Source organism: Pseudomonas huaxiensis, from assembly GCF_003231275.1.
Lineage (GTDB): Bacteria > Pseudomonadota > Gammaproteobacteria > Pseudomonadales > Pseudomonadaceae > Aquipseudomonas > Aquipseudomonas huaxiensis.
In genome coordinates this window covers 69,665-95,170 of the sequence record NZ_QKVL01000001.1, presented here as the reverse complement: position 1 = coordinate 95,170, position 25,506 = coordinate 69,665, and the positions used below count along the sequence as shown (strand labels likewise).

General features: G+C 62.8%; 25 protein-coding genes. 10 read left to right on the top strand and 15 right to left on the bottom strand.

Translation table 11 applies throughout. The features are described from left to right. Positions 1 to 9 precede the first annotated feature (9 nt). Genes ptsN through DM374_RS00435 form a run of 3 tightly spaced genes read left to right on the top strand, consistent with a single transcriptional unit; the run spans position 10 to position 1,624 of the window. Positions 10 to 474 carry a PTS IIA-like nitrogen regulatory protein PtsN gene (ptsN, locus tag DM374_RS00445; RefSeq protein ID WP_095159606.1) on the top strand — a complete coding sequence of 155 codons (465 nt, stop codon included), beginning with the start codon at positions 10 to 12 and terminating at the stop codon, positions 472 to 474. Positions 475 to 476: 2 nt separating this feature from the next. Continuing rightward, positions 477 to 1,331: an RNase adapter RapZ gene (rapZ, locus tag DM374_RS00440; RefSeq protein ID WP_095159605.1), complete on the top strand. Its 855-nt coding sequence runs from the start codon at positions 477 to 479 to the stop codon at positions 1,329 to 1,331. A gap of 20 nt (positions 1,332 to 1,351) precedes the next feature. Then, positions 1,352 to 1,624, top strand: coding sequence for an HPr family phosphocarrier protein (locus DM374_RS00435; protein ID WP_095159604.1), 273 nt, complete (start codon positions 1,352 to 1,354; stop codon positions 1,622 to 1,624). Between the two features lie 9 nt (positions 1,625 to 1,633). Here the strand turns inward: DM374_RS00435 and DM374_RS00430 are convergent, their stop codons facing one another. The 6 genes from DM374_RS00430 to pmbA all read right to left on the bottom strand — a co-directional run bounded on the left by DM374_RS00430 (position 1,634) and on the right by pmbA (position 6,889). After that, complete coding sequence (locus DM374_RS00430; RefSeq protein WP_110968097.1) at positions 1,634 to 2,527, bottom strand: ZIP family metal transporter; 894 nt, start codon at positions 2,525 to 2,527, stop codon at positions 1,634 to 1,636. 11 nt (positions 2,528 to 2,538) lie between these two features. Beyond that, complete coding sequence (locus DM374_RS00425; protein ID WP_095159602.1) at positions 2,539 to 3,150, bottom strand: superoxide dismutase; 612 nt, start codon at positions 3,148 to 3,150, stop codon at positions 2,539 to 2,541. After that, a complete protein-coding gene (locus DM374_RS00420; protein WP_095159601.1) occupies positions 3,151 to 3,612 on the bottom strand; it encodes a tetratricopeptide repeat protein in 462 nt (153 codons plus the stop codon). Between the two features lie 27 nt (positions 3,613 to 3,639). Further along, positions 3,640 to 5,016: a class II fumarate hydratase gene (locus tag DM374_RS00415; protein WP_110968096.1), complete on the bottom strand. Its 1,377-nt coding sequence runs from the start codon at positions 5,014 to 5,016 to the stop codon at positions 3,640 to 3,642. After that, positions 5,009 to 5,410, bottom strand: a complete 402-nt coding sequence (locus tag DM374_RS00410; RefSeq protein WP_110968574.1) for a FagA protein — start codon at positions 5,408 to 5,410, stop codon at positions 5,009 to 5,011. The genes DM374_RS00415 and DM374_RS00410 overlap by 8 nt, the downstream gene beginning before the upstream one ends. A 132-nt stretch (positions 5,411 to 5,542) precedes the next feature. Beyond that, a complete protein-coding gene (pmbA, locus tag DM374_RS00405; RefSeq protein ID WP_110968095.1) occupies positions 5,543 to 6,889 on the bottom strand; it encodes a metalloprotease PmbA in 1,347 nt (448 codons plus the stop codon). Between the two features lie 109 nt (positions 6,890 to 6,998). On the opposite strand from pmbA, the gene yjgA reads away from it, so the two are divergent. Next, positions 6,999 to 7,520 carry a ribosome biogenesis factor YjgA gene (gene yjgA, locus DM374_RS00400; protein ID WP_095159598.1) on the top strand — a complete coding sequence of 174 codons (522 nt, stop codon included), beginning with the start codon at positions 6,999 to 7,001 and terminating at the stop codon, positions 7,518 to 7,520. Between the two features lie 42 nt (positions 7,521 to 7,562). Here yjgA and tldD read toward each other — a convergent pair whose 3' ends face one another. The 8 genes from tldD to mreB all read right to left on the bottom strand — a co-directional run bounded on the left by tldD (position 7,563) and on the right by mreB (position 18,719). Then, positions 7,563 to 9,002, bottom strand: coding sequence for a metalloprotease TldD (gene tldD / locus DM374_RS00395; RefSeq protein WP_110968094.1), 1,440 nt, complete (start codon positions 9,000 to 9,002; stop codon positions 7,563 to 7,565). 2 nt (positions 9,003 to 9,004) lie between these two features. Further along, entirely contained in the window at positions 9,005 to 9,856 is an 852-nt protein-coding gene (locus DM374_RS00390) for a carbon-nitrogen hydrolase family protein (protein ID WP_110968093.1), read from the bottom strand. A gap of 9 nt (positions 9,857 to 9,865) precedes the next feature. Continuing rightward, positions 9,866 to 13,678 (bottom strand): YhdP family protein, encoded by a 3,813-nt coding sequence (locus DM374_RS00385; protein ID WP_110968092.1) that lies wholly within the window; start codon positions 13,676 to 13,678, stop codon positions 9,866 to 9,868. An 88-nt stretch (positions 13,679 to 13,766) separates the two neighbouring features. After that, a complete protein-coding gene (gene rng, locus DM374_RS00380) occupies positions 13,767 to 15,224 on the bottom strand; it encodes a ribonuclease G (RefSeq protein ID WP_095159594.1) in 1,458 nt (485 codons plus the stop codon). Between the two features lie 83 nt (positions 15,225 to 15,307). Then, entirely contained in the window at positions 15,308 to 15,916 is a 609-nt protein-coding gene (locus DM374_RS00375; RefSeq protein WP_110968091.1) for a Maf family protein, read from the bottom strand. Between the two features lie 38 nt (positions 15,917 to 15,954). After that, positions 15,955 to 16,443, bottom strand: coding sequence for a rod shape-determining protein MreD (gene mreD / locus DM374_RS00370; RefSeq protein WP_095159592.1), 489 nt, complete (start codon positions 16,441 to 16,443; stop codon positions 15,955 to 15,957). Then, positions 16,443 to 17,516 carry a rod shape-determining protein MreC gene (gene mreC / locus DM374_RS00365; RefSeq protein ID WP_110968090.1) on the bottom strand — a complete coding sequence of 358 codons (1,074 nt, stop codon included), beginning with the start codon at positions 17,514 to 17,516 and terminating at the stop codon, positions 16,443 to 16,445. Before mreC ends, mreD begins: the two co-directional genes overlap by 1 nt. A gap of 165 nt (positions 17,517 to 17,681) precedes the next feature. Beyond that, positions 17,682 to 18,719, bottom strand: coding sequence for a rod shape-determining protein MreB (gene mreB, locus DM374_RS00360; RefSeq protein ID WP_008371426.1), 1,038 nt, complete (start codon positions 18,717 to 18,719; stop codon positions 17,682 to 17,684). 200 nt (positions 18,720 to 18,919) lie between these two features. Here mreB and gatC point away from each other — a divergent pair, with 200 nt between their 5' ends. The 6 genes from gatC to DM374_RS00330 all read left to right on the top strand — a co-directional run bounded on the left by gatC (position 18,920) and on the right by DM374_RS00330 (position 24,112). Then, the gene (gene gatC, locus DM374_RS00355) at positions 18,920 to 19,207 is read left to right on the top strand and encodes an Asp-tRNA(Asn)/Glu-tRNA(Gln) amidotransferase subunit GatC (RefSeq protein ID WP_095159590.1); all 288 of its coding nucleotides are present in this window, start codon (positions 18,920 to 18,922) and stop codon (positions 19,205 to 19,207) included. Positions 19,208 to 19,223: 16 nt separating this feature from the next. After that, positions 19,224 to 20,675 (top strand): Asp-tRNA(Asn)/Glu-tRNA(Gln) amidotransferase subunit GatA, encoded by a 1,452-nt coding sequence (gatA, locus tag DM374_RS00350; protein ID WP_110968089.1) that lies wholly within the window; start codon positions 19,224 to 19,226, stop codon positions 20,673 to 20,675. A gap of 11 nt (positions 20,676 to 20,686) precedes the next feature. After that, positions 20,687 to 22,132 (top strand): Asp-tRNA(Asn)/Glu-tRNA(Gln) amidotransferase subunit GatB, encoded by a 1,446-nt coding sequence (gatB, locus tag DM374_RS00345; RefSeq protein ID WP_110968088.1) that lies wholly within the window; start codon positions 20,687 to 20,689, stop codon positions 22,130 to 22,132. 110 nt (positions 22,133 to 22,242) lie between these two features. Further along, positions 22,243 to 22,614 carry a septal ring lytic transglycosylase RlpA family protein gene (locus DM374_RS00340; RefSeq protein ID WP_110968087.1) on the top strand — a complete coding sequence of 124 codons (372 nt, stop codon included), beginning with the start codon at positions 22,243 to 22,245 and terminating at the stop codon, positions 22,612 to 22,614. Positions 22,615 to 22,695: 81 nt separating this feature from the next. After that, positions 22,696 to 23,721 (top strand): calcium/sodium antiporter, encoded by a 1,026-nt coding sequence (locus DM374_RS00335; protein WP_404821280.1) that lies wholly within the window; start codon positions 22,696 to 22,698, stop codon positions 23,719 to 23,721. Between the two features lie 10 nt (positions 23,722 to 23,731). Further along, complete coding sequence (locus DM374_RS00330; RefSeq protein ID WP_110968085.1) at positions 23,732 to 24,112, top strand: carboxymuconolactone decarboxylase family protein; 381 nt, start codon at positions 23,732 to 23,734, stop codon at positions 24,110 to 24,112. Positions 24,113 to 24,133: 21 nt separating this feature from the next. Here DM374_RS00330 and DM374_RS00325 read toward each other — a convergent pair whose 3' ends face one another. Next, positions 24,134 to 25,498 carry an amino acid permease gene (locus DM374_RS00325; protein ID WP_110968084.1) on the bottom strand — a complete coding sequence of 455 codons (1,365 nt, stop codon included), beginning with the start codon at positions 25,496 to 25,498 and terminating at the stop codon, positions 24,134 to 24,136. Positions 25,499 to 25,506: the final 8 nt, after the last annotated feature.

Genomic DNA, 25,506 nt, shown 5'->3' with positions numbered 1-25,506 from the left:
CCCTCATCCATGATCCGACTTGAATCCATCCTGACCCCCGGCCGTTCCCTCGTGAACGTGCCGGGCGGCAGTAAAAAGCGCGCACTTGAACAGATCGGCAACCTGATCGGGAAAGAAGTTCCTGATCTGGACGGCCAGACCGTTTATGAAGCCCTGATTGCCCGAGAAAAACTCGGGTCGACAGGATTTGGCAATGGCATCGCCATTCCCCATTGCCGCCTCAAGGGTTGTGCAAGCCCTGTCAGCGCATTGCTTCACCTGGATGCCCCCATAGATTTCGACGCCATCGATGGCGCCCCGGTAGACCTGCTGTTCGTTCTGCTGGTGCCCGAGGCTGCCACCGACGCCCACCTTGAACTGTTGCGCCAGATTGCCAGCATGCTCGATCGCAAGGATGTCCGCGATCGGCTTCGTGCGGCCAACAGCAGTACCGCCCTGTACCAGGTCGTCCTGGACGTGCAGAACGAGCCCTGAGCATGCGCCTCGTCATCGTCAGCGGCCGATCTGGCTCGGGCAAGAGCACCGCCCTCGACGTCCTTGAGGACAACGGCTTCTACTGCATCGACAATCTCCCCGCCGGCCTGCTACCGCAGTTGGCGGAAAGCGCCCTGATCAATACCGAATTGCTGCAGCCGCGGGTTGCGGTGTCCATCGACGCGCGCAACCTGCCAAGCCACCTGACACGCTTTCCGGAACTACTGGACGACGCGCGTGCGCGCCATATCCAGTGCGATGTGCTGTATCTCGACGCCGATGAAGAAACCCTGCTGAAGCGTTTTTCGGAGACCCGTCGACGCCACCCGCTGACCAACCAGGACCGCTCGCTGGCCGAGGCAATCCGGGTCGAAAGCGAGTTGCTAAGCCCGATTGCCGATCTCGCCGACCTGAAGATCGACACCACCAGCCTCAACCTCTATCAACTGCGTGACTCGATCAAGCTTCGCCTGCTCAACCAACCTGAGCCGGGCACCGCATTCCTGATCGAGTCCTTTGGCTTCAAGCGCGGCATGCCGGTCGATGCCGACGTGGTATTCGACGTTCGCTGCCTGCCGAATCCTTATTGGAAACCCGAACTGCGAGAGCACTCCGGGCAGGATCAACCGGTCATCGACTATCTGGCCGCGCAGCCGGATGTGGAGGAAATGTTCCAGGACATCTCCTCCTACCTGCTCAAATGGCTGCCCCGCTTCGCCGCCAGCAATCGCGCCTATGTCACCATTGCCATTGGCTGCACTGGCGGCCACCATCGCTCGGTCTACCTGACCGAACGACTGGGGCAGTTGCTGCAACCCATATTGAAGAACGTTCAGGTCCGCCACCGCGACCTCTAGTCCACAGGATCCCTCCCGCGATGCCCGCAACCGAAATCGAGATCATCAACAAGCTGGGGCTGCATGCCCGTGCAGCAGCCAAGTTCGTTGGCGTGGCGGGCAAGTATTCCTCAACCGTGAAGATTGGGCGCGCCCCCGACAAGCTGGTCGATGGCAAGAGCATCATGGCGGTCATGATGCTGGCGGCGGGCAAAGGCACCAAGGTGCATTTGCTCACCGAAGGGGAAGATGGCGAAACAGCGCTGGGCGCGCTGATCGAGTTGATCAACAACCGGTTCGACGAAGGCGAGTAAACCGCGCTGTCAGGACAGCGCGGTATCCATCACCATCATCAGGCAAAAGCCGATACACAGCCCCAAACTGGCCAGGCGATGATGCCCGTTGGCCCGTGACTCGGGAATGATCTCCTGGGTCACCACCAACAACATGGCTCCGGCCGCAAAGGCCAGACCCAGCGGTAGCAGCAGTTCAGCCACTTTCACCAGCCAGGCGCACAACAGTGCCGCCGCCGGCTCTACCAACCCGGATGCCGCACCGATCAGGAACGCCTTGAATCGCGCCATCCCGGCTCCCGCCAGCACCAACGCAATCACCAGGCCTTCCGGCACGTCCTGCAGGGCAATGCCCATCGCCAGGCTGTCCGCATCCGGCATGCCGCCGCCGGCAGAAACGCCGATGGCCATACCTTCCGGAATGTTGTGGGCAATGATCGCGATCACAAACACCCAGATCCGCGCAGGCACCACCGGCTGAGTACTCGACGCCACCAGCGCATCAGGCGATACCCCGGAAACCTTGAGGTCAACGAGGTACAGGCACAACGCGCCCAACAGCAGCCCGAAACTGATCAGACCGCCCGCGCCCCACTTGCCGAAGCCCACTGCCTGAGCAGCGTCGAGCCCCGGAATGATCAGCGAGAACGCCGTGGCAGCCAGCATGACGCCAGCACCGAACCCCAGGAGGGTATCGGCCAGCGCCACAGGCATATTTCGAATCACCAGCACCGGCACCGCGCCAAGCGCCGTGCCCAATGCACACAGCGCCCCGCCTTCCAGCGCCCGCAACATCCGCGGTTCCAGATCGAGCCAGGCAATGCCTTTGACGACCAGCAACGCCGTGCCGACCAACAGCAGCAAGGTACCCAGGGCCAGACGGAACAAGCGCACACTGCCTATGGACAAGACATCCGAACGCATCCGTCTGTCACTCACGCCAGGGCAGCAACGTAACGCCGCTCTACTTCGGCCCAGTCGACCACGTTGTAGAAGGCGTTGATGTACTCCGGACGACGGTTCTGGTACAGCAGGTAGTAGGCGTGCTCCCAGACGTCCAGGCCAAGAATCGGCGTATTACCGTTCATTAGCGGGCTGTCCTGGTTGCCGCTGCTTTCCACGACCAGTTTCTTCTCGGGAGTCACGCTCAGCCACGCCCAGCCACTGCCGAAGCGGGTCAGCGCCGCCTTGGTGAACGCATCCTTGAAGGCGTCGAAGCCACCAAGCTGCTCATCGATGGCCTTGGCCACGCTGTCTTGTGGCACGCCGCCACCGGTTGGCGACATCACGGTCCAGAACAGCGAATGGTTGGCATGCCCGCCCCCCTGGTTGATGACCGCCGCCTGCAGGTTTTGCGGCAGTTGCTTGACGGCAGCCACCAGTTTCTCCACCGGCCACTCAGCCCACTCCGTGCCATCAACCGCGGCGTTGAGGTTGTTGATGTAGGTCTGATGGTGCTTGGTGTGGTGGATTTGCATGGTCTGGGTGTCGATGTGCGGTTCCAGCGCATCGTAGGCGTAAGGCAATGCAGGCAAGGTGTAAGGCATTTAGTGAATTCCTTGTTGGAAGGCTCGTGGGGTCACGGGGTCCTGACCAGCCAGCACGCCGGGCTGCGGTTCCTGCCGGTAAAGCAGGCGCTCGGTGCGCGGATACTGGCCGTATTCGCTGATGAAACTCAGCAGTTCGGTGTAGGTCTTTCCGCTCTGGCGCAGGGCTGCTTCGCGCAGGCTCTGCGACAGGCGCATGTCCTGGCTGGCGCCCAGCAGCCGCTGATGGATCGCACAGAGATACTCGGCGCTTTCCTGCGGCTGCTTCAGGCGCAGATGAAGGTCCGCCAGGTTGTGATGAGAAATCACGCAGGCGGCCACTGCTTCGTCGGCGTCATGCCAGCGTTCGAAGAGCACCTGGGCCAGGGCCAGGGCCTGCAAGTACAGCTCGCGGGCATCGACCAGATCGCCCTGATTGAACAGGCGGTTGGCGATTTCTGTGGTGCGTTTCCAATGCTGCATGGCAAACCTCCAAAGCAGTGAACGGCGTCAGATGCCGCCGGCGGTGAGCTTTTCCGGATCCAGCAGGACTTCCAGCTGGGTACGCGACAGCTCGGTATGTTCCAGCGCGACGTCGATGACCGGACGCCCTTGTTTGTAAGCGGTCTTGGCGATTTCGGCGGCCTTCTGGTAGCCGATGATCGGGTTCAGCGCGGTAACCAGGATCGGGTTGCGCGCCAACGCTTCCTTGAGCTTGGGCTCGTTGACCTTGAAGCTGGCGATCGCCTTGTCAGCCAGCAGACGGCTGGCATTGGCCATCAGCTCGATGCTGCTGAGCAGGTTCAGGGCAATGACCGGCAGCATCACGTTCAGCTCGAAGTTGCCGGACTGGCCGGCGACAGCGATGGTGGCGTCGTTGCCGATGACCTGGGCGGCGACCATTGCGGTGGCCTCCGGAATCACCGGATTGACCTTGCCCGGCATGATCGAAGAGCCCGGCTGCAGACCTTCCAGCTCGATCTCGCCGAGGCCGGCCAGCGGACCGGAGTTCATCCAGCGCAGGTCGTTGGCGATCTTCATCAGCGCCACCGCAGTGACCTTGAGCTGACCGGACGCCGCCACTGCGGTGTCCTGGGAGCCGATCAGTGCGAACAGGTTTTCACCTGGCACGAACTCGACCTGGGTCAGACCGCTCAGTTGCTTGGCGAACAGGCCGGAGAACTCGGGGTGAGCGTTGATCCCGGTGCCGACCGCAGTACCGCCTTGCGCCAGCGCCTGCAGGCTCGGCAGGACATCCTGCAGATGGCCGATGCTGGCCTTGATCTGCTGCGCCCAGCCGCCGAGCACCTGGCTCATGCGTACCGGCATGGCGTCCATCAGGTGAGTGCGACCGGTCTTGACGAACGGATGAACCTGCTCGGCCTTGGCCTCGATCACCTTGACCAGGTGGTTCAGCGCGGGCAGCAGTTGCTCGTGCAACGCCAGCGCGGCACTGACGTGGATGGTGGTCGGGATGATGTCGTTGCTGCTCTGGCCACAGTTGACGTGATCGTTCGGGTTGACTGTGTCGCCCAGCACGCGGCTGGCGATGGTCGCGATCACTTCGTTGGCGTTCATGTTGGAGCTGGTGCCGGAGCCGGTCTGGAACACATCCACCGGGAAGTGCTGCATGAAGTCGCCGGCGAGCAGTTGCTCGACCGCCGCGACGATCGCCTCGCCCTGCTCCCGGCTCACTTGCTCGAGCTGGATGTTGGCTTTGGCTGCCGCGGCCTTGGCCAGCAGCAGTGCGCGAATGAACTGCGCCGGCATGCGTTGCTGGCTGATCGGGAAGTTGTTGACCGCGCGCTGGGTCTGGGCACCGTACAGGGCCTCGGCCGGCACCTGCAGTTCACCCATGCTGTCACGCTCGATACGGGTATTACTCATCATCAAGTCCTTGCATCAGTTCAGCGGAAGAAATCGAAGGCAACAGCGTGCAATTCGCCAGTTGCAGGGCCAGCGGCTGCCAACGCTGGCCGTGCTCGCCGCCATCGAGCTTGCGCAGTTGCAGCAGCGGTCGCCACGCCTGGTCGAGACACAGGCAGCGCCAATGCCACGGCAACATGCGGTCGCAGGCGGTATCGAGCAGAAGACGGAAAGAAGTGAGGGCCACGGTCCAGGCCGAGGTATCGGTACAACAGACCAGATAGCGACCTTCGGCCAGATAGTGTTCGATCACGCGCGGCTCGTCGGGCTCGAGCGCACAGCGGATACGCCGGCTCAGCCAGCGCCAGTTTTCGAGGTAGGGCAATTCGTGAAGGACGGATTTCATGAACATCATCACCTGGGTAATGATATTCATTATTAATTGATAAATAGAATCAGTTCAAGCTCGTTTCTGCAGAAACAAAAAACCCGGCGCAGAGGCCGGGCTTTCAGAAACACCGTTGGTGAACTGACCTTGTGGGGATATTCAGCTTCCCGCGACGGTCATGCGCTCGATCAGAATCGAGCCGGTGTGGATGTTGCTACGGGTTTCAAGATCACTGCCGATGGCGACAATCTGCTGGAACATGTCTTTCATATTGCCGGCGATCGTCACCTCTTGAACGGCGAACTGGATCTCGCCATTTTCCACCCAGTAGCCCGCTGCACCACGGGAATAATCACCGGTCACCATGTTCAGGCCATGGCCCATCAACTCGGTTACCAGCAAGCCGCGACCCATGCGGCGGATCAGGGCTGCCTGGTCCTCGACGCCGTGGGTGACGAACAGGTTGTGCACGCCGCCCGCGTTGGCGGTGCTGGGCAGGCCCAGCTTGCGACCGGAATAGGTGCCGAGCACGTAGGAAACCAACTGGCCATTTTCGACAAACGGCTTGGCGTAGGTCGCCAGACCGTCGCCGTCGAACGAGGCGCTGCCCAGTGCGCGAGGCAGGTGTGGACGCTCGTCGAGGGTCAACCAACTCGGGAACAATTGCTGGCCGAGGGTACCTTCGAGGAACGACGACTTGCGGTACAGATTGCCGCCGGAAATCGCCGAGAGGAAGCTGCCGAACAGACCACCGGCCAGTTCTGCGGAGAACAGCACCGGCACTTCGCAAGTCGGCACCGGCCGCGCACCCAGGCGGCTGGCCGCGCGCTGGGCCGCACGCTGACCGATGCTGCGTGGATCGGCGAGCAATTCGCCCTGGCGATTGACGTCGTACCAATAGTCACGCTGCATCTGCCCGTCGCCTTCGGCGATCATCACGCAGCTCAGGCTGTGGCGTGTCGAGGCGTAACCGCCGATGAAACCGTGGCTGTTGCCGTAGACCCGGCACCCCTGATGGGTATTGAGGGTCGTGCCATCAGCGTTCTTGATTCGCGCATCGGCATCGAAGGCGGCGGCCTCGCAGGCCAGCGCCTTTTCGATGGCCTGCTCGGGGGTGATATCCCAGGCGTGATAGAGATCGAAGTCCTGGAGATCACGGGCCATCAGCGCCGGATCGGCCAGCCCCGAGCAATCATCTTCAGAGGTGTGTTTGGCGATGGCCAAGGCTGCGGCGACCGTCTCGCGAATCGCCTCGCTGCCGCTGGCCGAGGTGCTGGCCGAGCCTTTGCGCTGGCCGACGTAGAGGGTGATGCCGAAGCCCTGGTCGCGGTTGAATTCCACCGTTTCCACTTCACGCTGACGTACCGAGGTCGATAGCCCCTGCTCCAGCGATACCGCCACTTCACAGGCACTGGCGCCCTGGCGCTTCGCTTCGGCGATGATCTGCTCGACCTGCTCCTGCAAGGCCGGCAGGGCTTGCGGACCTACGCTCTGGACTGCACTCATGGTTTTCTCCACTCAAATACGGCGTTCGGCGAGGGTCATCGAGCGACCGGGCCGGACAAGCGGCCCCCGACTGGTTATCATGGCGGCGTTTCTCAGCGGACTGCCCCCCATGGTTGATTCTTACGATGCCTTCGACGAAGGCGAAAAAAGCAAAACCCAGATCAAGCGCGAGATGCAGGCGCTGGTCGATATGGGCGAGCGCCTCACCACGCTCAAGCCCGACACCCTGGCCAAACTGCCTCTGACCGATGAATTGCGCAGGGCTCTCGAAGAGCACAAGAAGCACACGGCAAACGAGGCCAAAAGGCGTCACCGGTCGTTCATCGGCAAGCTGATGCGTGACCAGGACATCGATGCCATCAACGCACTGCTTGAGCAGCTCGACGCCTCCACCCGCCAGTACAACGAGCGCTTCCACAACCTCGAGCGCTGGCGTGACCGGCTGATCGAAGGCACCGACGAGGTCCTGGAAAAATTTGTCCAGGAGTTCCCGGAAGCCGATCGCCAGCAACTGCGTTCGTTCATCCGCCAGGCCCAGCACGAGCAGAAGACGAACAAGGCGCCATCCGCCTCGCGCAAGATCTTCAAGTACATTCGCGAACTCGACGAAGTTCAGCGCGGCCTGCGCTGAGTTCCGCCACCGGGCAGGCGCCCTGCCCGCCCGGTTTCATCTTTATGCGCCCGTGCCACCCACGGTGATCGCATCGATCTTCAGGGTCGGCTGGCCCACGCCAACCGGCACCGACTGACCATCTTTCCCACACGTTCCTACGCCACTGTCCAACGACAGGTCGGTGCCAACCATCGACACCCGGCTCATCGCTTCCGGCCCGTTGCCGATCAGCGTCGCGCCCTTGACCGGCGTAGTGATCTTGCCGTCTTCGATCAGGTAGGCCTCGCTGGTGGAGAACACGAACTTGCCGCTGGTGATATCCACCTGGCCACCGCCGAGGTTGGCGCAGTACAGACCGCGCTTGACCGAAGCGATGATCTCCGCCGGATCACTCTCACCGGCGCGCATGTAGGTGTTGGTCATGCGCGGCATCGGCAGATGGGCGTAGGATTCGCGCCGGCCGTTGCCGGTCACCGCCATGCCCATCAGACGGGCGTTGAGCTTGTCCTGCATGTAGCCGACCAGCTTGCCGTTCTCGATCAGCGTGGTGCATTCAGTCGGAACGCCTTCGTCATCGACGCTCAGCGAACCGCGACGCCCTTCCAGGGTGCCGTCGTCAACGATGGTGCAGAGGCTCGACGCGACCATCTCGCCCAGCCGGCCGCTGTAGGCCGAACTGCCCTTGCGGTTGAAATCGCCTTCCAGGCCATGACCAACCGCTTCGTGCAGCAGCACACCGGACCAGCCCGAGCCCAGCACCACAGGCAAGGTGCCCGCTGGCGCCGGGACGGCCTCCAGATTGACCAGCGCCTGGCGCAGCGCTTCGCGGGCAAAGCACATGACCCGATCGTCGGTGAAATAGCGGTAATCGGTGCGACCGCCACCACCGTGGCCACCGCGCTCGCGGCGACCATTCTGTTCGACGATGACGCTGACGTTGAAACGCACCAGCGGGCGAATGTCTGCGGCCAGACTGCCGTCAGCGGCGGCAATCAGGATGCGCTCCCAGACCCCGGCCATGCTCACGCTGACCTGTTGAATACGCGGATCCAGCGCACGCGTGGCGGCGTCGACGCGCTTGAGCAGGTCGACCTTCTCCGCACGGCTCAGCACTTCCAGTGGATTGTCTGCCGCATAGAGCGCAGTGACGTCCTGGCTGCGGAACGCCTGGACCGTACCGTTCTGCCCGGCCCGGGAAATGGAGCGAGCGGCGCGGGCGGCGGAGGTCAGGGCTTCGAGATTGATTGCGTTGCTGTAGGCAAAACCGGTTTTCTCCCCGGACTGAGCACGCACGCCCACACCCTGGTCGAGGTTGAAACTGCCTTCCTTGACGATGCCGTCTTCCAGCGCCCAGGACTCCGAAATCTGGCCCTGGAAGTACAGGTCGGCGGCGTCGATACCCGGCCCGGCCAACTCGCCCAGCACCGATTGCAGGCTGTCGAGGGTCAGGTCGCCGGGGGTCAGCAGCTGCTCGCTGACACGTGTTAACAACTCGCTCATAGTCACTCCGAGGTGTGCGCGGGCCGCAGTGCGTCCCGCGAGAAAAAGCGCCGGTGCGAGGCCACCGGCATCCGCGCCCTGATGGACGCTTGTTCAATACTGTCGCGTGTCGCCAGCAGCACCGCTTCGCCGCGGGCCTGTTCGGCGAGGATCCGCCCCCAAGGGTCGACGATCGCCGCCTGTCCGTGGGTTTCACGCGGGCCTGGATGGACGCCTCCCTGGGCGGCGGCCAGCACATAACACTGTGTTTCGATCGCCCGCGCCCGAATCAGCACTTCCCAATGCGCCGCGCCGGTCACCGCGGTAAACGCCGCTGGTGCAGTGATCAGTTCCGCACCCGCCTCACGCAGCGCGCTGTAAAGCTCGGGGAAACGCAGGTCGTAGCAAACGCTCAGGCCCACTTTGCCGACCGGCGTATCTGCCACCACCACGTGCGCACCATGGGCGTAGTCGTCCGATTCACGGTAGCGGCCACGGTTGTCGGCCACATCCACATCGAACAGATGAAGCTTGTCGTAGCGGGCAACCAGCTCGCCGTGCTCGTCCACCAGCAGGGAGCAGGCATGGGCTTTGGCCTCGGGCTGGCCGACGGGCGGCAGCGGCAAGGTGCCCGCCACAATCCATAACCTGAGGTCGCGGGCGGTCTGTTTCAACCACGGCAGGATCGGCCCTTCGCCCCGAGCTTCGGCCCGGCCGATCGCGGCACTGTCACGACGGCCCATGGCGGCGAAGTTTTCCGGCAGCACAGCGAGCCGCGCACCACCGGCAGCGGCCTGTTCCAACAGGGCGCGAGCGCGGGCCAGGTTGGCGGCGATATCGTCCTGACTGATCATCTGAATGACGGCGAAGGTCATGTCCGGGCCTTAGTTGGATTTTTCAAAGGGTTTGACGAAGGTCATTTTAGGCTCTTTCACCGGACCTTCGACCCGATAGTGGACGCTGGCATAACGCGCGACCCGGTCACCCAGCAACCGGTCCACCAGGAACAGCGCGCCACCAATGGCCGGCGCCCCGACGATCAACGCGGCCAGCGGCAGGTTGTTGGTCACCGGCAGGGTCACCATGAGGTTGGCATCAATGCGGTCGCGAACCATATCCAGCGTGCCCTCCAGCTCGAAGTTGCTGGACGGGCCGGTCATGGCAATGGGGCTGCGGGTGACGTAAACGCCTTCGCTGGCCACCAGCACGCCCTTGACCCGGTCATAGCTCAGCCCCTTGCCGAGCAGGTCGGAGAAGTCCAGGCGCAAACGCCGGCCGATCGAGTTGAAATTGAGCAGACCAAACACCCGCAGCGCCTGGGCACTGGCATCGACTTCAACGAACTGGCCGTTGCGCAGGCTCGCATCCATGCTGCCGGAGAACCGCTTGAGGCTGACCCAGGCTGGCGAACCTTGCCAGCGACCATCGACATCCATGTGGAAATCGCGGCTGGTGACCGTTGGGGCGAAGTCCCAGGCCTTGAGCACATCGCCCAGGTCGGCACCTTCCAGACGGCCCTTGTACCAACTGCTGCTGGCGCCCGGGACACCCTCCCAGCCCGCAGAACCATCGACCATCAGGCCCTTGAGGTTCAGATCGAGATCGTTGATTGCCACGCCTTTACTGGTGGGGCGCAGCTTGAGCGACCAACTGCCCAGCAGATCGTCACCCCGGAACAGCTTGGCGATGCTCAGGTCCAGCGCCGGGATCTTGCGCGGGTCCACTGTTGCCAGCGGATCCGGGGCATCCGGCGCGGTCTCTTCGGCCGGGTCGGCGGCCGGCAGGTGCAGGGTTTGCAGGTTGACGGCGATCGGCGCGGCCTTGGCATCGGGAACCCGTGCATTGCCGATGACTTCCTTGCTGTCCAGGCGCAGCGCCCAGTTGTCGCTGTTGCGGTCCAGGCGCACCACGGCCTGGTTGAGATCGAAGCTGTAGACCTTGAGCTTGCCGATGCTCAGGTCCACACCCCGCAGAAACTGGCGGGCACTGGTGCCCGGATCATCGCCGGCCAGGCTGGCCAGTTGCTTTTGCCAGGCCTCGACATCCACTTCGCTGACCGTGCCTTTGATCCGCAGTCCCTGCGCAGTCGGCAACTGGCTGTTGCCCGCCCCCAGCGCCAACTCGCCGCGCCCCTGGTCCAGTTTCCCGGCAGGCGCCGCGTAGACCATGTTGGCCAGATCGGTGTAGGTCGCATCAAAGCGCTGCTCCGGTCCTTGCAGGGTCATGCGGAACTGGCTGTCGCGGGTGTCGTTGGCGGCCTTGCCGAACGGCGCTGGCAGGTCGATGGTCAGGCCCTTGAGGTTCGAATCGACGCTCAACAGGTTGTCGCGACTGCCCAGCGACACCTGCAATTGATAGGGCAACTCACCGGAAAGCGGCAGAGGCTGGCTGAACTTCAGCCAGTCGGTCAGCGACTTCAGGGCAATCTGCCCCTTGGCGGTGATACGGGTCTGCAGTTGCCCGGGCTTGCCCTCGGCGAAAATCTGCGCGGTGATCGGCTTGTCGAACGCCTTGGCGGTAATGTTCTTGCCGCTCAAGCCGGCGTCCAGGTCGAAGCGGAAATCGCCCTTGAGCTGGGTCAGTTCAAGGGCTGGCTCGGCTAGTTTCAGGCGGGCTTTATCGGTGCGGAAGTCCACGACCACCTTCGGCGCCACATCGTGGGTCAGTGGAATGTCGAGTTTGACGGAGCCTTTGAGGTCACCCTCGCCTTCCCAGCCGGCGAAGGTCGCGCCGGTACCGATAGGCGCCTCCTGGAGAATCTTCACGCCATCGCTCAGGCCGCCGTCGAAATCGCCATCCAGATACAAATGGCTGTGTTCACCCTCCGCCACATGGGGGATGTCGACCACAACATTGCTCACCCGGGTGTCGAGCAGTTGCCCGTCGCTGGCCTTGATCCGCACTCCGTGGTCATCGATGAACACATCACCATCCACCTTGCTGACCTTTGGCCAACCGGGCTGGAAGTCCAGCGTGGCATCGCGCACCTTGAAGAACAGGCTGATACTGCGGGAATGGTCGGGCGCACCGTGACTCAACGACCCTTGGTACTGGAAATAGCCTTCGTCCACGGCGCCCTTGAGGATCGCCGTGCGCAGCCAGTGATCAACGGATGGACTGAGGACTTCCGGCAGGTATTTGGGCGTGTAGCGACCGTCGCCATCGACCAGACCGACCCGCAGGTCCATGTAGTCTTCACTGGCTTCTTCGAAAAACAGCCGAATCAGGAAATCGCCGGCGATCTTGCCTTCTTCGCCGAGCACTTTGAGATAGGGCGCGATCAGGGTGAAACCTTCCTTGTCGAGCTTCCAGGTCAGCAGGGCATTGGCTTTGAGGTAGTGCCAGGGGTCGGCGAAGATCGGCACCAGATGCAGCATGAATTTATCGGTATCCAGGCGTAGTTCGCCGTGGCCGAGGTCACCGCTGATGGCACCGCTGACATTCCCCGCCGCCGGCGCGCCGTGGTAGGCGTCGAAGCCAACGCGGTCGAGGTTTGCGGCGAAGCTGAAACGACGATCGCCCTCGGCTTCAGGGCGGACTTCCAGGCGAACATTGCGCAGGCCACCCGTCACTTTCAGTCCGTCGACCACCGCCATTCCGGCTGTCGGCAACGGACCGAGGGCCTGAATCACAGGCGTGAGTGGAGTGAGGTCGAGACGATCAGCCTGGATTTCCCACAACTCACCCTCCGCACCCGCGGCGGTCTGGTTGATTTGCAGATGGGATTCCCAACGCGTCTTGCCGAGGTTCATGGCCAGGGAGTCGACGGTCACCTTCACGCCTTGCTCACTGCGGCGCAGCCAGGCATTGAGTGCCAGGTTTTCCAGGGTGACCGGCTTGCGCGCTGCGTAAGCCGCGCGCACCTGAGGGGCGTTCAGGCGCAACGTTGCGCTCTGCAACTGCCCTTTACCCCAACCGACCCACAGCTCACCACCGGCGCGCACTTCGGGCGCCTGCCACTGGCCGAGCAGACGGGCCGGCAACCACTTGGCCCAATCGCTCTGCGGCAGACTCAGGTAGGCATCGACTTCACCTTCGCGCCATTTCGCCGGACGGACGCGGCTATCCAGACGCAGGGCCATCGGCTGGCCATCCGGCAAGGTCATGCGGGCATCAAGGCGTTGGCGCACACTGCCGGTCTGCAGGCTGAGGCCGACGTAGGTCAGGGTCATGGGGTCGTGATCGATGGGTTCCAGCGTCACCTGGCTGTCGAGCACCGAGATTTTCGAGACCATCTGCATGCGCTGCAGCAGTTGCTCGACGTCGAGCGGCGCGTCGTCCTGGACCGGCAGGCCCTTGAGCGACCAGCGACCGTCTTCGTTTTCATGCAGGTTCAGTTGCAGCCCGCCGAGTTCGACACGGGCAAGGCGCAGCTCGCGCCGGGTCAGGCTGGACCAGAGGTCGGGCACCACCTTCACCGCATCCAGGCGCAGGGCCGAATTGCCCTCGCCCACTTGCACGTCATGCACCACCAGAATCGGCGCCAGACCACTCCAGCGCCCTTCCAGCGCGCCAATGTGCACGGGCAAGCCGAGGGCGGCCTCGGCCTTGTCCTGGGCTTCACTACTGTACTCGGCAACCAGCGGAATCAGCTCGCGGCCGAGGCTGACATAGAGTGCAACCAGCACCGCCAGCAACGCACAGGCACCCAGACCCCAGCGGGTCAGTGCAGCAAGAACGCGGATCAGACGCTCCATGCCAATGGCCCCCCGAGTCGTCCCATAACTATGGCCCGACGTACCGGGTTTGCCAGCACAAAAGAAACCAGCGCGAAATCAGAGCGAGTCAGAGCAGCACCACATCGTATTGTTCCTGGGAATACATGGACTCCACCTGGAAACGAATGGTTCGCCCGATAAAGGCTTCGAGTTCGGCGACATTCCCCGATTCTTCGTCCAGCAGGCGGTCCACCACCTTTTGATTGGCGAGCACTCTATAGCCTTCGGCCTGATAGGCCCGCGCCTCGCGAAGAATTTCCCGGAAAATCTCGTAACAGATAGTCTCCGGCGTCTTGAGCTTGCCGCGCCCCTGGCAACTGCTACACGGCTCGCATAGCACCTGCTCAAGGCTTTCGCGGGTGCGTTTGCGGGTCATCTGCACCAGGCCCAGCTCGGTGAGGCCAATGATGTTGGTCTTCGCATGGTCGCGTTCGAGCTGCTTTTCCAGGGTGCGCAGCACCTGGCGCTGATGCTCTTCGTCTTCCATGTCGATGAAGTCGATGATGATGATCCCGCCGATATTGCGCAGGCGCAGTTGCCGGGCGATGGCGGTGGCGGCTTCGAGGTTGGTCTTGAAGATGGTTTCTTCGAGGTTGCGATGGCCGACGAAGGCACCGGTGTTCACATCGATGGTGGTCATGGCCTCGGCCGGGTCGATCACCAGATAGCCGCCGGACTTGAGCGGCACCTTGCGCTCGAGGGCACGCTGGATTTCATCCTCGACGCCGTACAGGTCGAAAATCGGACGCTCACCAGGGTAATGCTCCAGACGATCGGCGATTTCCGGCATCAGTTCGCCAACGAACTGCGTGGTTTTCTGGAAGGTTTCCCGGGAATCGATGCGGATCTTCTCGATCTTCGGATTCACCAGGTCCCGCAGAGTCCGCAGCGCCAGCCCCAGGTCTTCGTAGATTTCGGTAGGCGCCCCCACCGTCTTGATCTGCGCGCCGATCTGATCCCACAGGCGTCGCAGGTAGCGGATGTCCATGAGAATTTCGTCTGCCCCGGCGCCTTCCGCCGCGGTGCGCAGGATGAAGCCGCCGGAGTCCTGGATGTTTTCCTGGGCGACACAGTCGCTGACCACCTTCTTCAGGCGGTCACGTTCAGCTTCGTCTTCGATCTTCAGGGAAATGCCGACGTGCTTGGTGCGCGGCATGTAGACCAGATAGCGGGAAGGGATCGACAACTGGGTGGTCAGGCGGGCGCCTTTGGACCCGATGGGATCCTTGGTCACTTGCACCACCAGGCTTTGCCCCTCATGTACCAGGGCGCTGATGCTTTCGACCGTGGTGCCTTCACGCAGAGAGATTTCCGAGGCATGAATAAAGGCCGCACGGTCCAGGCCGATATCGACGAAGGCCGCCTGCATGCCCGGCAGTACCCGTACCACCTTGCCCTTGTAGATATTGCCGACAATGCCTCGGCGCTGGGTGCGCTCGACATGCACCTCTTGGAGAACGCCGTTTTCCACCACCGCCACGCGTGATTCCATCGGTGTGATGTTGATCAGAATCTCTTCACTCATGGCAGGCTCTCGTCAAAGTTCTTTGCGGTAATGATGGATTGCCCGACGGAGACTGGCGAGCAATAAACGGTCTCAGTGCATCCTCATTCTGCTGTCGGCAGGCCCTGCCAGCAGGGAATGCCGAAACGGGCGAGCAATTCGGCGGTTTCGGCGACTGGAAGCCCGACCACCCCCGAGTAACTGCCCTGAAGGTTCTGCACGAATACCGCGCCGAGGCCCTGGATCGCGTAGGCACCGGCCTTGTCCCGCGGCTCGCCGCTGCTCCAGTAGGCCTGCGCCTGCTCTGCGCTGATCGGTCCGAAGGTAACGCGACTGGTGACGCACAGGCTTTCGCTGCGCTGGCCATCGCTCACGGCGACGGCAGTCAGCACCTGATGTTCACGTCCGGAAAGCGAGGCCAGGATGACCAGGGCATCTTCACGGTCGACAGGCTTGCCAAGAATCCTGCCGTCGAGGACCACGGCGGTATCGGCACCGAGCACGGCCAGAGGCTCGCGGGTGCCGCTGGCGGTCAGCAGGGCCAGGCCAGCAGCCGCCTTGCCGAGGGCAAGGCGCTCGACATAGGCGCTTGCCGACTCATCGGGCAGCGGGGTTTCGTCAATCGAGGCACTGACGACGGTGAAGGGAATGCCGATCTGGGTCAGCAGCTCACGGCGGCGCGGCGAACCGGAGGCCAGGTACAGCGGGGTCATCGTGACGTCTCCCTGTCAGCGTCGAAAAGCAGGATGCTTCAGTAGATGCTCAAACGGCTGCGCAGACCGCGCAGGCCGAAGCTGATCCATGGCCAGAGCAAGGCACTGGTTACTGCGGGCCAGACCAGCGCCAGCGTGGGCTGGCGATTGCCGGTCAGGGCGCTGAGCCACAGTTGTACCAGCTGAGCGACACCGAAGATCACCAGGATGGTCAGGCTCTGCTGCCACATGGGGAACATGCGCAAGCGCTGTTGCAGGCTGAGCACCAGGAAGGTGATCAGGGTCAGTACCAGGGCGTTCTGCCCCAGCAGCGTGCCGTAGAGCACGTCCTCCGCCAGACCGAGCAGAAACGCGGTGGTCATGCCGACCTTGGTGGGCAGGTTCAACGTCCAGAAGGCCAGCAGCAGGGCCAGCCACAGCGGACGGAAGATATCCATGAACGGCGGCATCGGCCACACGCTGAGCAGCAGGCCAACCAGGAAGGTCAACCAGACCACCCAGCCATTCTTGCTGTGTGTACTGACCATCAATGTCTCTCCCGGGAGGGGGTCGTTGGCGTGCCATGGCTTGCGGGTGCAGCAGCGGCAGCCGGCGTTGGCGCGGCCGCTGGTGTGGCCGCCGGGGCATGGGACGCAGCCGGGGTCGTGGTAGCGGGGGCGGCAGGTGTTGCAGGCGTGGTGGCCGGCGCAGCATGTGCGGCGTCAGTGGCGGGCGCCGGGTGACCAGCGGCGTCCAGGGCCTGGGCCTGGGCAGCGTCGTTGGCACGCTCTTCAGGTGTGCGGCTGTCACTGAACACCAGCAGCAGATAGCGGCTGCGGTTCAGGGCAGCAGTCGGCACCGCGCGAACGATGGCGAACGGTTGCCCGGAATCGTGGATCACTTCCTTCACCGTAGCCACCGGATAACCGGCCGGGAAACGCTGACCCAGGCCGGAACTCACCAGCAGGTCACCTTCCTTGATATCGGCGGTGTCGGCGACATGACGCAGTTCAAGGCGCTCCGGGTTGCCGGTACCACTGGCAATGGCACGCAGCCCGTTGCGGTTGACCTGCACCGGGATGCTGTGGGTGGTGTCGGTCAGCAGCAGCACCCGCGAGGTGTACGGCATCAATTCGACCACCTGGCCCATGAGGCCGCGGGCGTCGAGCACCGGCTGGCCGAGCACGACACCGTCGCGCTCGCCTTTGTTGATCAGAATTCGGTGAGTGAACGGGTTCGGGTCCATGCCGATCAGTTCGGCGACCTCGACCTTCTCATTGAAGAGCGCCGAGGAGTTGAGCAACTCGCGCAGACGCACGTTCTGCTCGGTCAGGGCTGCCAGCTTTTGCAGGCGACCTTGCAGGAGCAGGGCTTCGGTCTTGAGTTTTTCGTTCTCGGCGATCAGTTCGGTGCGGCTGCCAAACTGGCTGGCCACGCCTTGCCACAGGCGCTGCGGCAGATCGGTGATGGTGTAGGACTGCATCAGCACCAGCGACATTTGACTGCGCACGGGCTTGAGCACGGGGAAGCGGGCATCGACCACCATCAGGGCGATCGACAGCACGACCAGCACGAGCAGGCGTACGCCCAGCGACGGGCCTTTGGCGAAAAGCGGTTTAATAGGCCGCTCCTCGTTGACGACGATTCAGGAGGTCATTCATACGGCAACGCACCGGCCTGGATTGCGGATGGATGGAAACGACGTCCAGACGGACGCCAGCCGGCAATACAGGTAGCACTGCAAGCGCTACCTGTAAACCGGTCGACAGGGTTGCAATCCGGCGAATCACTCGCTGGAGAGCAGGTCCATGGTGTGTTTGTCCATCATTTCCAGGGCGCGACCGCCGCCACGGGCGACACAGGTCAGCGGATCCTCGGCAACGATCACCGGCAGACCGGTTTCCTGAGCCAGCAGCTTGTCCAGGTCGCGCAGCAGCGCGCCACCACCGGTCAAGACCAGGCCACGCTCGGCGATGTCGGACGCCAGTTCCGGAGGCGATTGCTCCAGGGCGCTCTTCACGGCCTGAACGATAGTCGCCAGGGATTCCTGCAGCGCTTCGAGCACTTCGTTGGAATTCAGGGTGAAGGCACGTGGTACGCCTTCGGCCAGGTTACGGCCGCGGACATCGACTTCGCGCACTTCGCCGCCCGGATAGGCGGTACCGATTTCCTGCTTGATACGCTCGGCGGTGGATTCACCGATCAGGCTGCCGTAGTTGCGGCGCACGTAAGTCACGATGGCTTCGTCGAAGCGGTCGCCACCAACGCGGACGGATTCGGCGTAAACCACACCGTTCAGGGAGATCAGTGCGATTTCAGTGGTACCACCACCGATATCGACGACCATCGAGCCACGGGCTTCTTCTACTGGCAGACCGGCACCGATGGCAGCGGCCATTGGCTCTTCGATCAGGAAGACTTCACGGGCACCGGCACCGAGGGCCGATTCGCGGATGGCGCGGCGCTCGACCTGGGTCGATTTGCACGGCACGCAGATCAGCACACGAGGGCTAGGCTGCAGGAAGCTGTTTTCGTGAACCTTGTTGATGAAGTACTGCAGCATCTTTTCGCAGACGCTGAAGTCGGCGATAACGCCGTCCTTCATCGGACGAATGGCAGCAATGTTGCCGGGAGTACGACCCAGCATGCGCTTTGCTTCGGTGCCGACAGCGACGACACTTTTCTGGTTGCCGTGGGTACGAATGGCCACAACCGAGGGCTCATTCAGGACGATACCGCGCTCACGCACGTAAATAAGGGTGTTGGCAGTGCCCAGGTCGATGGAAAGATCGCTGGAAAACATGCCACGCAGTTTCTTGAACATGGGAAAGGGACCCTGGCAACGCGTGGGTAAAAAAGTGCGGCAAACTCTAACAACGGCGGGGATTTTGGGCAAGGCGCCAATATGTTAAATTGGCAGTTTTTCCGAGCAAGCCAGCACACGATCGGGCCTTATGACCACGTGTGCGCCTACATGTTCCTCATCGCGGACCCATTCCGTTTTTCTTTCCCCAGGAGATCCCCATGGCGCTTGAACGCTGCGACGTGGAAAAGATCGCTCACCTGGCCCGACTGGGCCTGAACGAAGCCGATCTGCCACGCACTACCGATGCCCTGAACAGTATTCTGGGACTGGTCGACCAGATGCAGGCCGTCGACACCACCGGTATCGAGCCTTTGGCTCACCCTCTGGAAGCCAGCCAGCGCCTTCGCGCCGACGTTGTAACAGAAAGCAACCAGCGAGACAGCTACCAGGCCATCGCCCCGGCGACGGACAGCGGCCTGTACCTGGTTCCGAAAGTCATCGAGTAAGGGAATAGAGCCTGCCATGCACCAACTCACCCTGGCCGAGATCGCTCGCGGACTCGCCGACAAAGCCTTTTCCTCCGAAGAGCTGACCCGCGCGCTGCTGGCCCGTATTCATCAGCTCGACCCACAGATCAACAGCTTCATCAGTGTCACCGATGACCTGGCCATCAGCCAGGCCCGTGCCGCCGACGCCCGTCGCGCCGCCGGCGAGAACGGTGCACTGCTGGGCGCGCCGATCGCCCACAAGGACCTGTTCTGCACCCAGGGCATCCGTACCAGTTGCGGCTCGAAGATGCTCGATTCGTTCAAGGCCCCCTACAACGCCACCGTGGTCAGCAAGCTGGCCGAGGCCGGCACCGTGACCCTGGGCAAGACCAACATGGACGAATTCGCCATGGGTTCGGCCAACGAATCCAGCCACTACGGCGCGGTGAAGAACCCGTGGAACCTGGAACACGTGCCTGGCGGTTCGTCCGGTGGTTCGGCTGCGGCCGTGGCTGCCCGCCTGCTGCCGGCTGCTACCGCCACCGACACTGGCGGTTCGATCCGCCAACCCGCTGCGCTGACCAGCCTGACCGGCCTCAAGCCGACCTACGGCCGTGTTTCGCGCTGGGGCATGATCGCCTACGCGTCGAGCCTCGACCAGGGCGGCCCGCTGGCCCGCACCGCCGAAGACTGCGCCCTGCTGCTGCAAGGCATGGCCGGTTTCGATCCGAAAGACTCCACCAGCATCGATGAGCCGGTCCCGGACTACAGCGCCGGCCTGAACGCCTCGCTGCAAGGGCTGCGCATCGGTCTGCCGAAGGAATACTTCGGCGCCGGCCTCGACCCACGCATCGCTGAACTGGTCCAGGCCAGCGTCAAGGAGCTGGAAAAGCTCGGCGCAGTCATCAAGGAAATCAGCCTGCCGAACATGCAGCACGCCATTCCGGCGTACTACGTGATCGCCCCGGCCGAAGCCTCCTCGAACCTGTCGCGCTTCGACGGCGTGCGCTTCGGCCACCGCTGCGAGAACCCGAAAGACCTCACCGACCTGTACAAGCGTTCCCGTGGCGAAGGCTTCGGCAGCGAAGTGCAGCGCCGGATCATGGTCGGCACTTATGCCCTTTCGGCCGGCTACTATGATGCCTACTACCTGAAGGCCCAGAAGATCCGTCGCCTGATCAAGAACGACTTCATGGCCGCCTTCGAAGGCGTCGACGTGATCCTTGGCCCGACCACGCCGAACCTGGCCTGGAAGATCGGCGCCAAGAACGCCGATCCAGTCGCCGCGTACCTGGAAGACGTCTACACCATCACCGCCAACCTGGCCGGTCTGCCGGGCCTGTCGATGCCGGCCGGTTTCGTCGACGGTCTGCCGGTGGGCGTGCAACTCCTGGCGCCGTACTTCCAGGAAGGCCGCCTGCTCAACGTCGCGCACCGCTATCAGCAAGTGACTGACTGGCACACTCGCGCACCTAACGGCTTCTGAGGGACAGACACATGCAATGGGAAGTTGTTATCGGGCTGGAGATTCACACCCAGCTCGCCACCCAGTCGAAGATTTTCTCCGGCAGCGCCACCACGTTCGGTTCCGAGCCGAACACCCAGGCCAGCCTGATCGACCTGGGCATGCCCGGCGTACTGCCGGTGCTGAACCAGGAAGCGGTGCGCATGGCCTGCATGTTCGGCCTCGCCATCGACGCCGAAATTGGCCAGCACAACGTGTTCGCGCGCAAGAACTACTTCTACCCTGACCTGCCCAAGGGCTACCAGATCAGCCAGATGGAGCTGCCGATCGTCGGCAAGGGCCACCTGGACATCGCTCTGGAAGACGGCACCGTCAAGCGCATCGGCATCACCCGCGCGCACCTGGAAGAAGACGCCGGCAAGAGCCTGCACGAAGACTTCAGCGGCTTTACCGGCATCGACCTGAACCGTGCCGGCACGCCGCTGCTGGAAATCGTATCCGAGCCGGAAATGCGCAGCGCCAAGGAAGCCGTGGCCTACGTCAAGGCGATCCACGCGCTGGTGCGCTACCTGGGCATTTGCGACGGCAACATGGCCGAAGGTTCGCTGCGTTGCGACTGTAACGTCTCGATCCGTCCGAAAGGCCAGGTCGAGTTCGGCACTCGCTGCGAGATCAAGAACGTCAACTCGTTCCGCTTCATCGAGCGCGCGATCAACAGCGAAATCCAGCGCCAGATCGACCTGATCGAAGACGGCGGCAAGGTCACCCAGGAAACCCGCCTGTACGACCCGAACAAGGACGAAACCCGCTCCATGCGCAGCAAGGAGGAAGCCAACGACTACCGTTACTTCCCCGATCCGGACCTGCTGCCGGTGGTGATCGAGTCGGCCTTCCTCGAAGGCATTCGCGCCACCCTGCCGGAGCTGCCACCACAGAAAGTCGAGCGTTTCCAGAGCCAGTACGGTCTGTCGGCCTACGATGCCAACGTGCTGGCTTCCAGCCGTGAGCAGGCGGACTACTTCGAGAAGGTTGCGGCCATTGGTGGCGACGCCAAGCTGGCGGCCAACTGGGTCATGGTGGAACTGGGCAGCCTGCTGAACAAGCTGGGTGTCGAGATCGACCAGGCGCCGGTCAGCGCCGAGCAACTGGGTGGCATGCTGCAACGCATCCGCGACAACACCATCAGCGGCAAGATTGCCAAGACCGTGTTCGAAGCGATGGCCGCCGGTGAAGGCGATGCCGACCAGATCATCGAAGCGCGCGGTCTGAAGCAGGTGACGGACAGCGGTGCGATCGAGAAGGTACTGGACGAAGTGCTGGCCGCCAACGCCGAGCAGGTCGAGCAGTACCGGGCGGCGGATGAAGCCAAGCGCGGCAAGATGTTCGGCTTCTTTGTCGGTCAGGCCATGAAGGCCTCGAAAGGCAAGGCAAACCCGCAACAGGTGAACGAATTGCTCAAGAGCAAGCTCGAAGGGTAATTCTTTCAAGCGGGGCCGCGATGCGGCCCCATCGCTGGCAAGCCAGCTCCCACAGGACTTGTGGGAGCTGGCTTGCCAGCGATCAGCCCTACACGGAGCACCAGACCCACATGTGGCGTCCCCTCAGCGCCCTCGCGCTGTTCACCTTGCTCGCCGGCTGTGCCAGCCATGACATCGACCCGCGCGGCTACGATGAAACCGGCACCGCTTCCTATTATGGTTCCCGCCATCATGGCAAACGCACTGCCAGTGGCGAACCCTTCGACCAGCACGGCCTGACCGCCGCGCACCGCAGCCTGCCCTTCGGCACCCGGGTGCGGGTCACCAACCTGAAAAACGAACGCTCTGTCGTGGTCCGCATCAATGACCGCGGCCCGCATACCCGCGGCCGACTGATCGATCTGTCGAAGGCCGCCGCGCAGAAGCTGGACATGATCCGTAGCGGAACGGCGCGCGTCCGGGTACAAAGCCTCAGCGACTGATCCTGTTTTCGGAGCCCGATCATTTTCAACCTGGCCGCTTTACCCACCTTCAGCCTGCTGCAACTGTGCAGCGGCCTTATCCTGCTGGTGCTCGGCGCCGAGCTGCTGGTGCGCGGCGCCCTGCGCCTGGCCGCCAGCCTGCAAGTGCGCCCGCTGATCATTGGCCTGAGCCTGGTGGCGTTCGGCAGCAGCGCGCCGCAACTGACCGTCAGCCTGCAAGCCGCCTACACCGGCGCCCCCGATGTGGCGGTGGGCAGTGTGATCGGCAGCAATATCTTCAACATTCTCGTCACCCTTGGCCTGGCCGCACTGATCATTCCGCTGCGTGTGTCGCGGCAACTGGTGCGCCTGGATATCCCGTTGATGATCGGCGCCAGCCTGCTGGTGTACGTGCTGGCGCTGAACGAAGCGCTCGAACGCTGGGAAGGCGCACTGCTGTTGCTCGGGCTTGTGGCGTATCTGGCGATCCTGTGGCGCCAGTCACGCCACCACACTCGCATCCACCACGCGCCGGGGCATCAGCCGCAGCAAGGCGTGGGCTTCTGGGGCGGCACCCTGATGCTGATGGCCATCGGTCTAGGTCTGCTCAGTCTGGCCGGGCACCTGCTGCTGGAAGCGGCAGTGGAAGTCGCCACAGACCTTGGCTTGTCGGAACGCATCATCGGCCTGACCGTTGTCGCCGTCTGCACCTCGCTGCCGGAACTGGCGACTTCGTTGATCGCAGCTATTCGCGGTGAACGGGAAATCGCCGTGGGCAACGTGATCGGCAGCAACCTGTTCAACCTGCTGGGTGTACTCGGCCTGACCGCCGTGCTGACCCCGGAACCGCTGTCGATCTCGCCCAACGCCCTGGCCTTCGACCTGCCCGTGATGCTCGGCGTCGCCGCCTTGAGCCTGCCGGTGTTCTATTCCGGGTACCGGATCACACGCGCCGAAGGTCTGGTGTTTCTCTGCCTGTATCTGGCCTATGGTCTGCACGTGGTGGCCTTCACCACCGGCATGCCGCTGGCCAACCGCCTGGAGCAACTGATGTTGTTCTATGTCCTGCCAGCGCTGGGGGCCGTGTTGCTCTACACCACCCTGCGCGCCTGGCGCCGCCAACACTAAGGAAAACAAGATGGGCGATACGAAGAAAACCGGCGAACAGGTTCGCCGCCAGGTGATGGGCGACGTCTTCGTCGACCGTGCACTGGGCAACGCCACCGAGTTCACCGCGCCGCTGCAAGAGTTCGTCAATGAACACGCCTGGGGCAGCGTCTGGAGCCGCGAAGGCCTGCCGCTGAAAACCCGTAGCCTGATCACCCTGGCCGCGCTCACTGCGCTCAAGTGCCCTCAGGAACTCAAGGGCCACGTGCGTGGTGCCTTGAACAATGGCTGTACGGTGGACGAGATTCGCGAAGCGTTGCTGCATTGCGCAGTCTATGCGGGTGTGCCGGCGGCAATCGACGCGTTCCGCGCGGCGCAGGAAGTGATCGACACCTGGCAACAGCCAGGCTGATCGATCACCTCCCGAAGACCGTCAGGCCTTGGCGGTCTTGCGGCCGCGGGTCAGCTTGTAAGCGCCCCACAGCACCAGCAGCCAGACCGGGATCAACTCGACAGAGATACGGATCCCTTCGGTCATCCACATCACCACCAGAATGAACGCCAGGAAGGCGAGGCACAGATAGTTGGTCAGTGGGTAGCCGAGACTCTTGTAGAAGGTTTCCTGACCCTGGGCAGCCTTGGCTTTGCGGAATTTCAGGTGAGTGATGCTGATGATCCCCCAGTTGATCACCAGCGACGACACCACCAGCGACATCAACAGGCCAAAGGCCTCACGCGGTATGTAGTAGTTGATGAGCACACACAGGCCGGTGGCCAGCGCGGAGATGCCCAGCGCCGCCAGCGGAACGCCCTTGGCATTGACCTTGAGCAGTTTCTTCGGCGCATCGCCCTGGGTCGCCAGGCCGAACAGCATGCGGCTGTTGCAGTACACGCAGCTGTTGTAGACCGACAACGCGGCAGTCAGCACCACCAGGTTGAGCACGGTCGCCACCAGATTGCTGTCCAGGTCGTGGAAGATCATCACGAACGGGCTGCCGCCACTCACCACTTTCTGCCACGGGTACAGCGCCAGCAGCACGGCCAGGGCGCCGATATAGAACAGCAGGATGCGGTAGATCACCTGATTGGTGGCGCGCGGAATGCTGTGGCGCGGATTGTCGGCCTCGGCAGCGGTGATACCCACCAGTTCCAGACCACCGAACGAGAACATGATCACAGCCATGGCCATCATCAGGCCAGTGGCGCCGTTGGGGAAGAAGCCGCCGTGTTGCCAGAGGTTGGCGACGCTGGCATCCGGGCCACCGGTACCACTGAACAGCATGTAGCCACCAAAGCCGATCATGCCGAGGATGGCCACGACCTTGATCAGGGCAAACCAGAACTCCATTTCGCCGTAGACCTTCACCTGACTCACGTTCATCAGGTTGATGACGACGAAGAAGATCGCCGCCGTGGCCCAGGTCGGGAAGTCCGGCCACCAGTACTGGACATAGATGCCCACCGCCGTCAGTTCGGCCATGCCGACCAGCACATAGAGCACCCAGTAGTTCCAGCCCGACATGAAGCCAGCCAGCGGGCTCCAGTATTTGTGGGCGAAGTGGCTGAACGTCCCGGATACCGGCTCTTCCACGACCATTTCGCCAAGCTGGCGCATGATGAAGAAGGCGATGATGCCGGCGATCGCGTAACCCAGCAGCACCGACGGGCCGGCCATCTGGATGGTCTGGGCGATGCCGAGGAACAGGCCCGTACCGATCGCCCCGCCCAGGGCGATCAGTTGGATATGACGGTTTTTCAGCCCGCGGTGTAAACGCTCGGGCGTGATCTGGTCTTGCATGAAGTGTC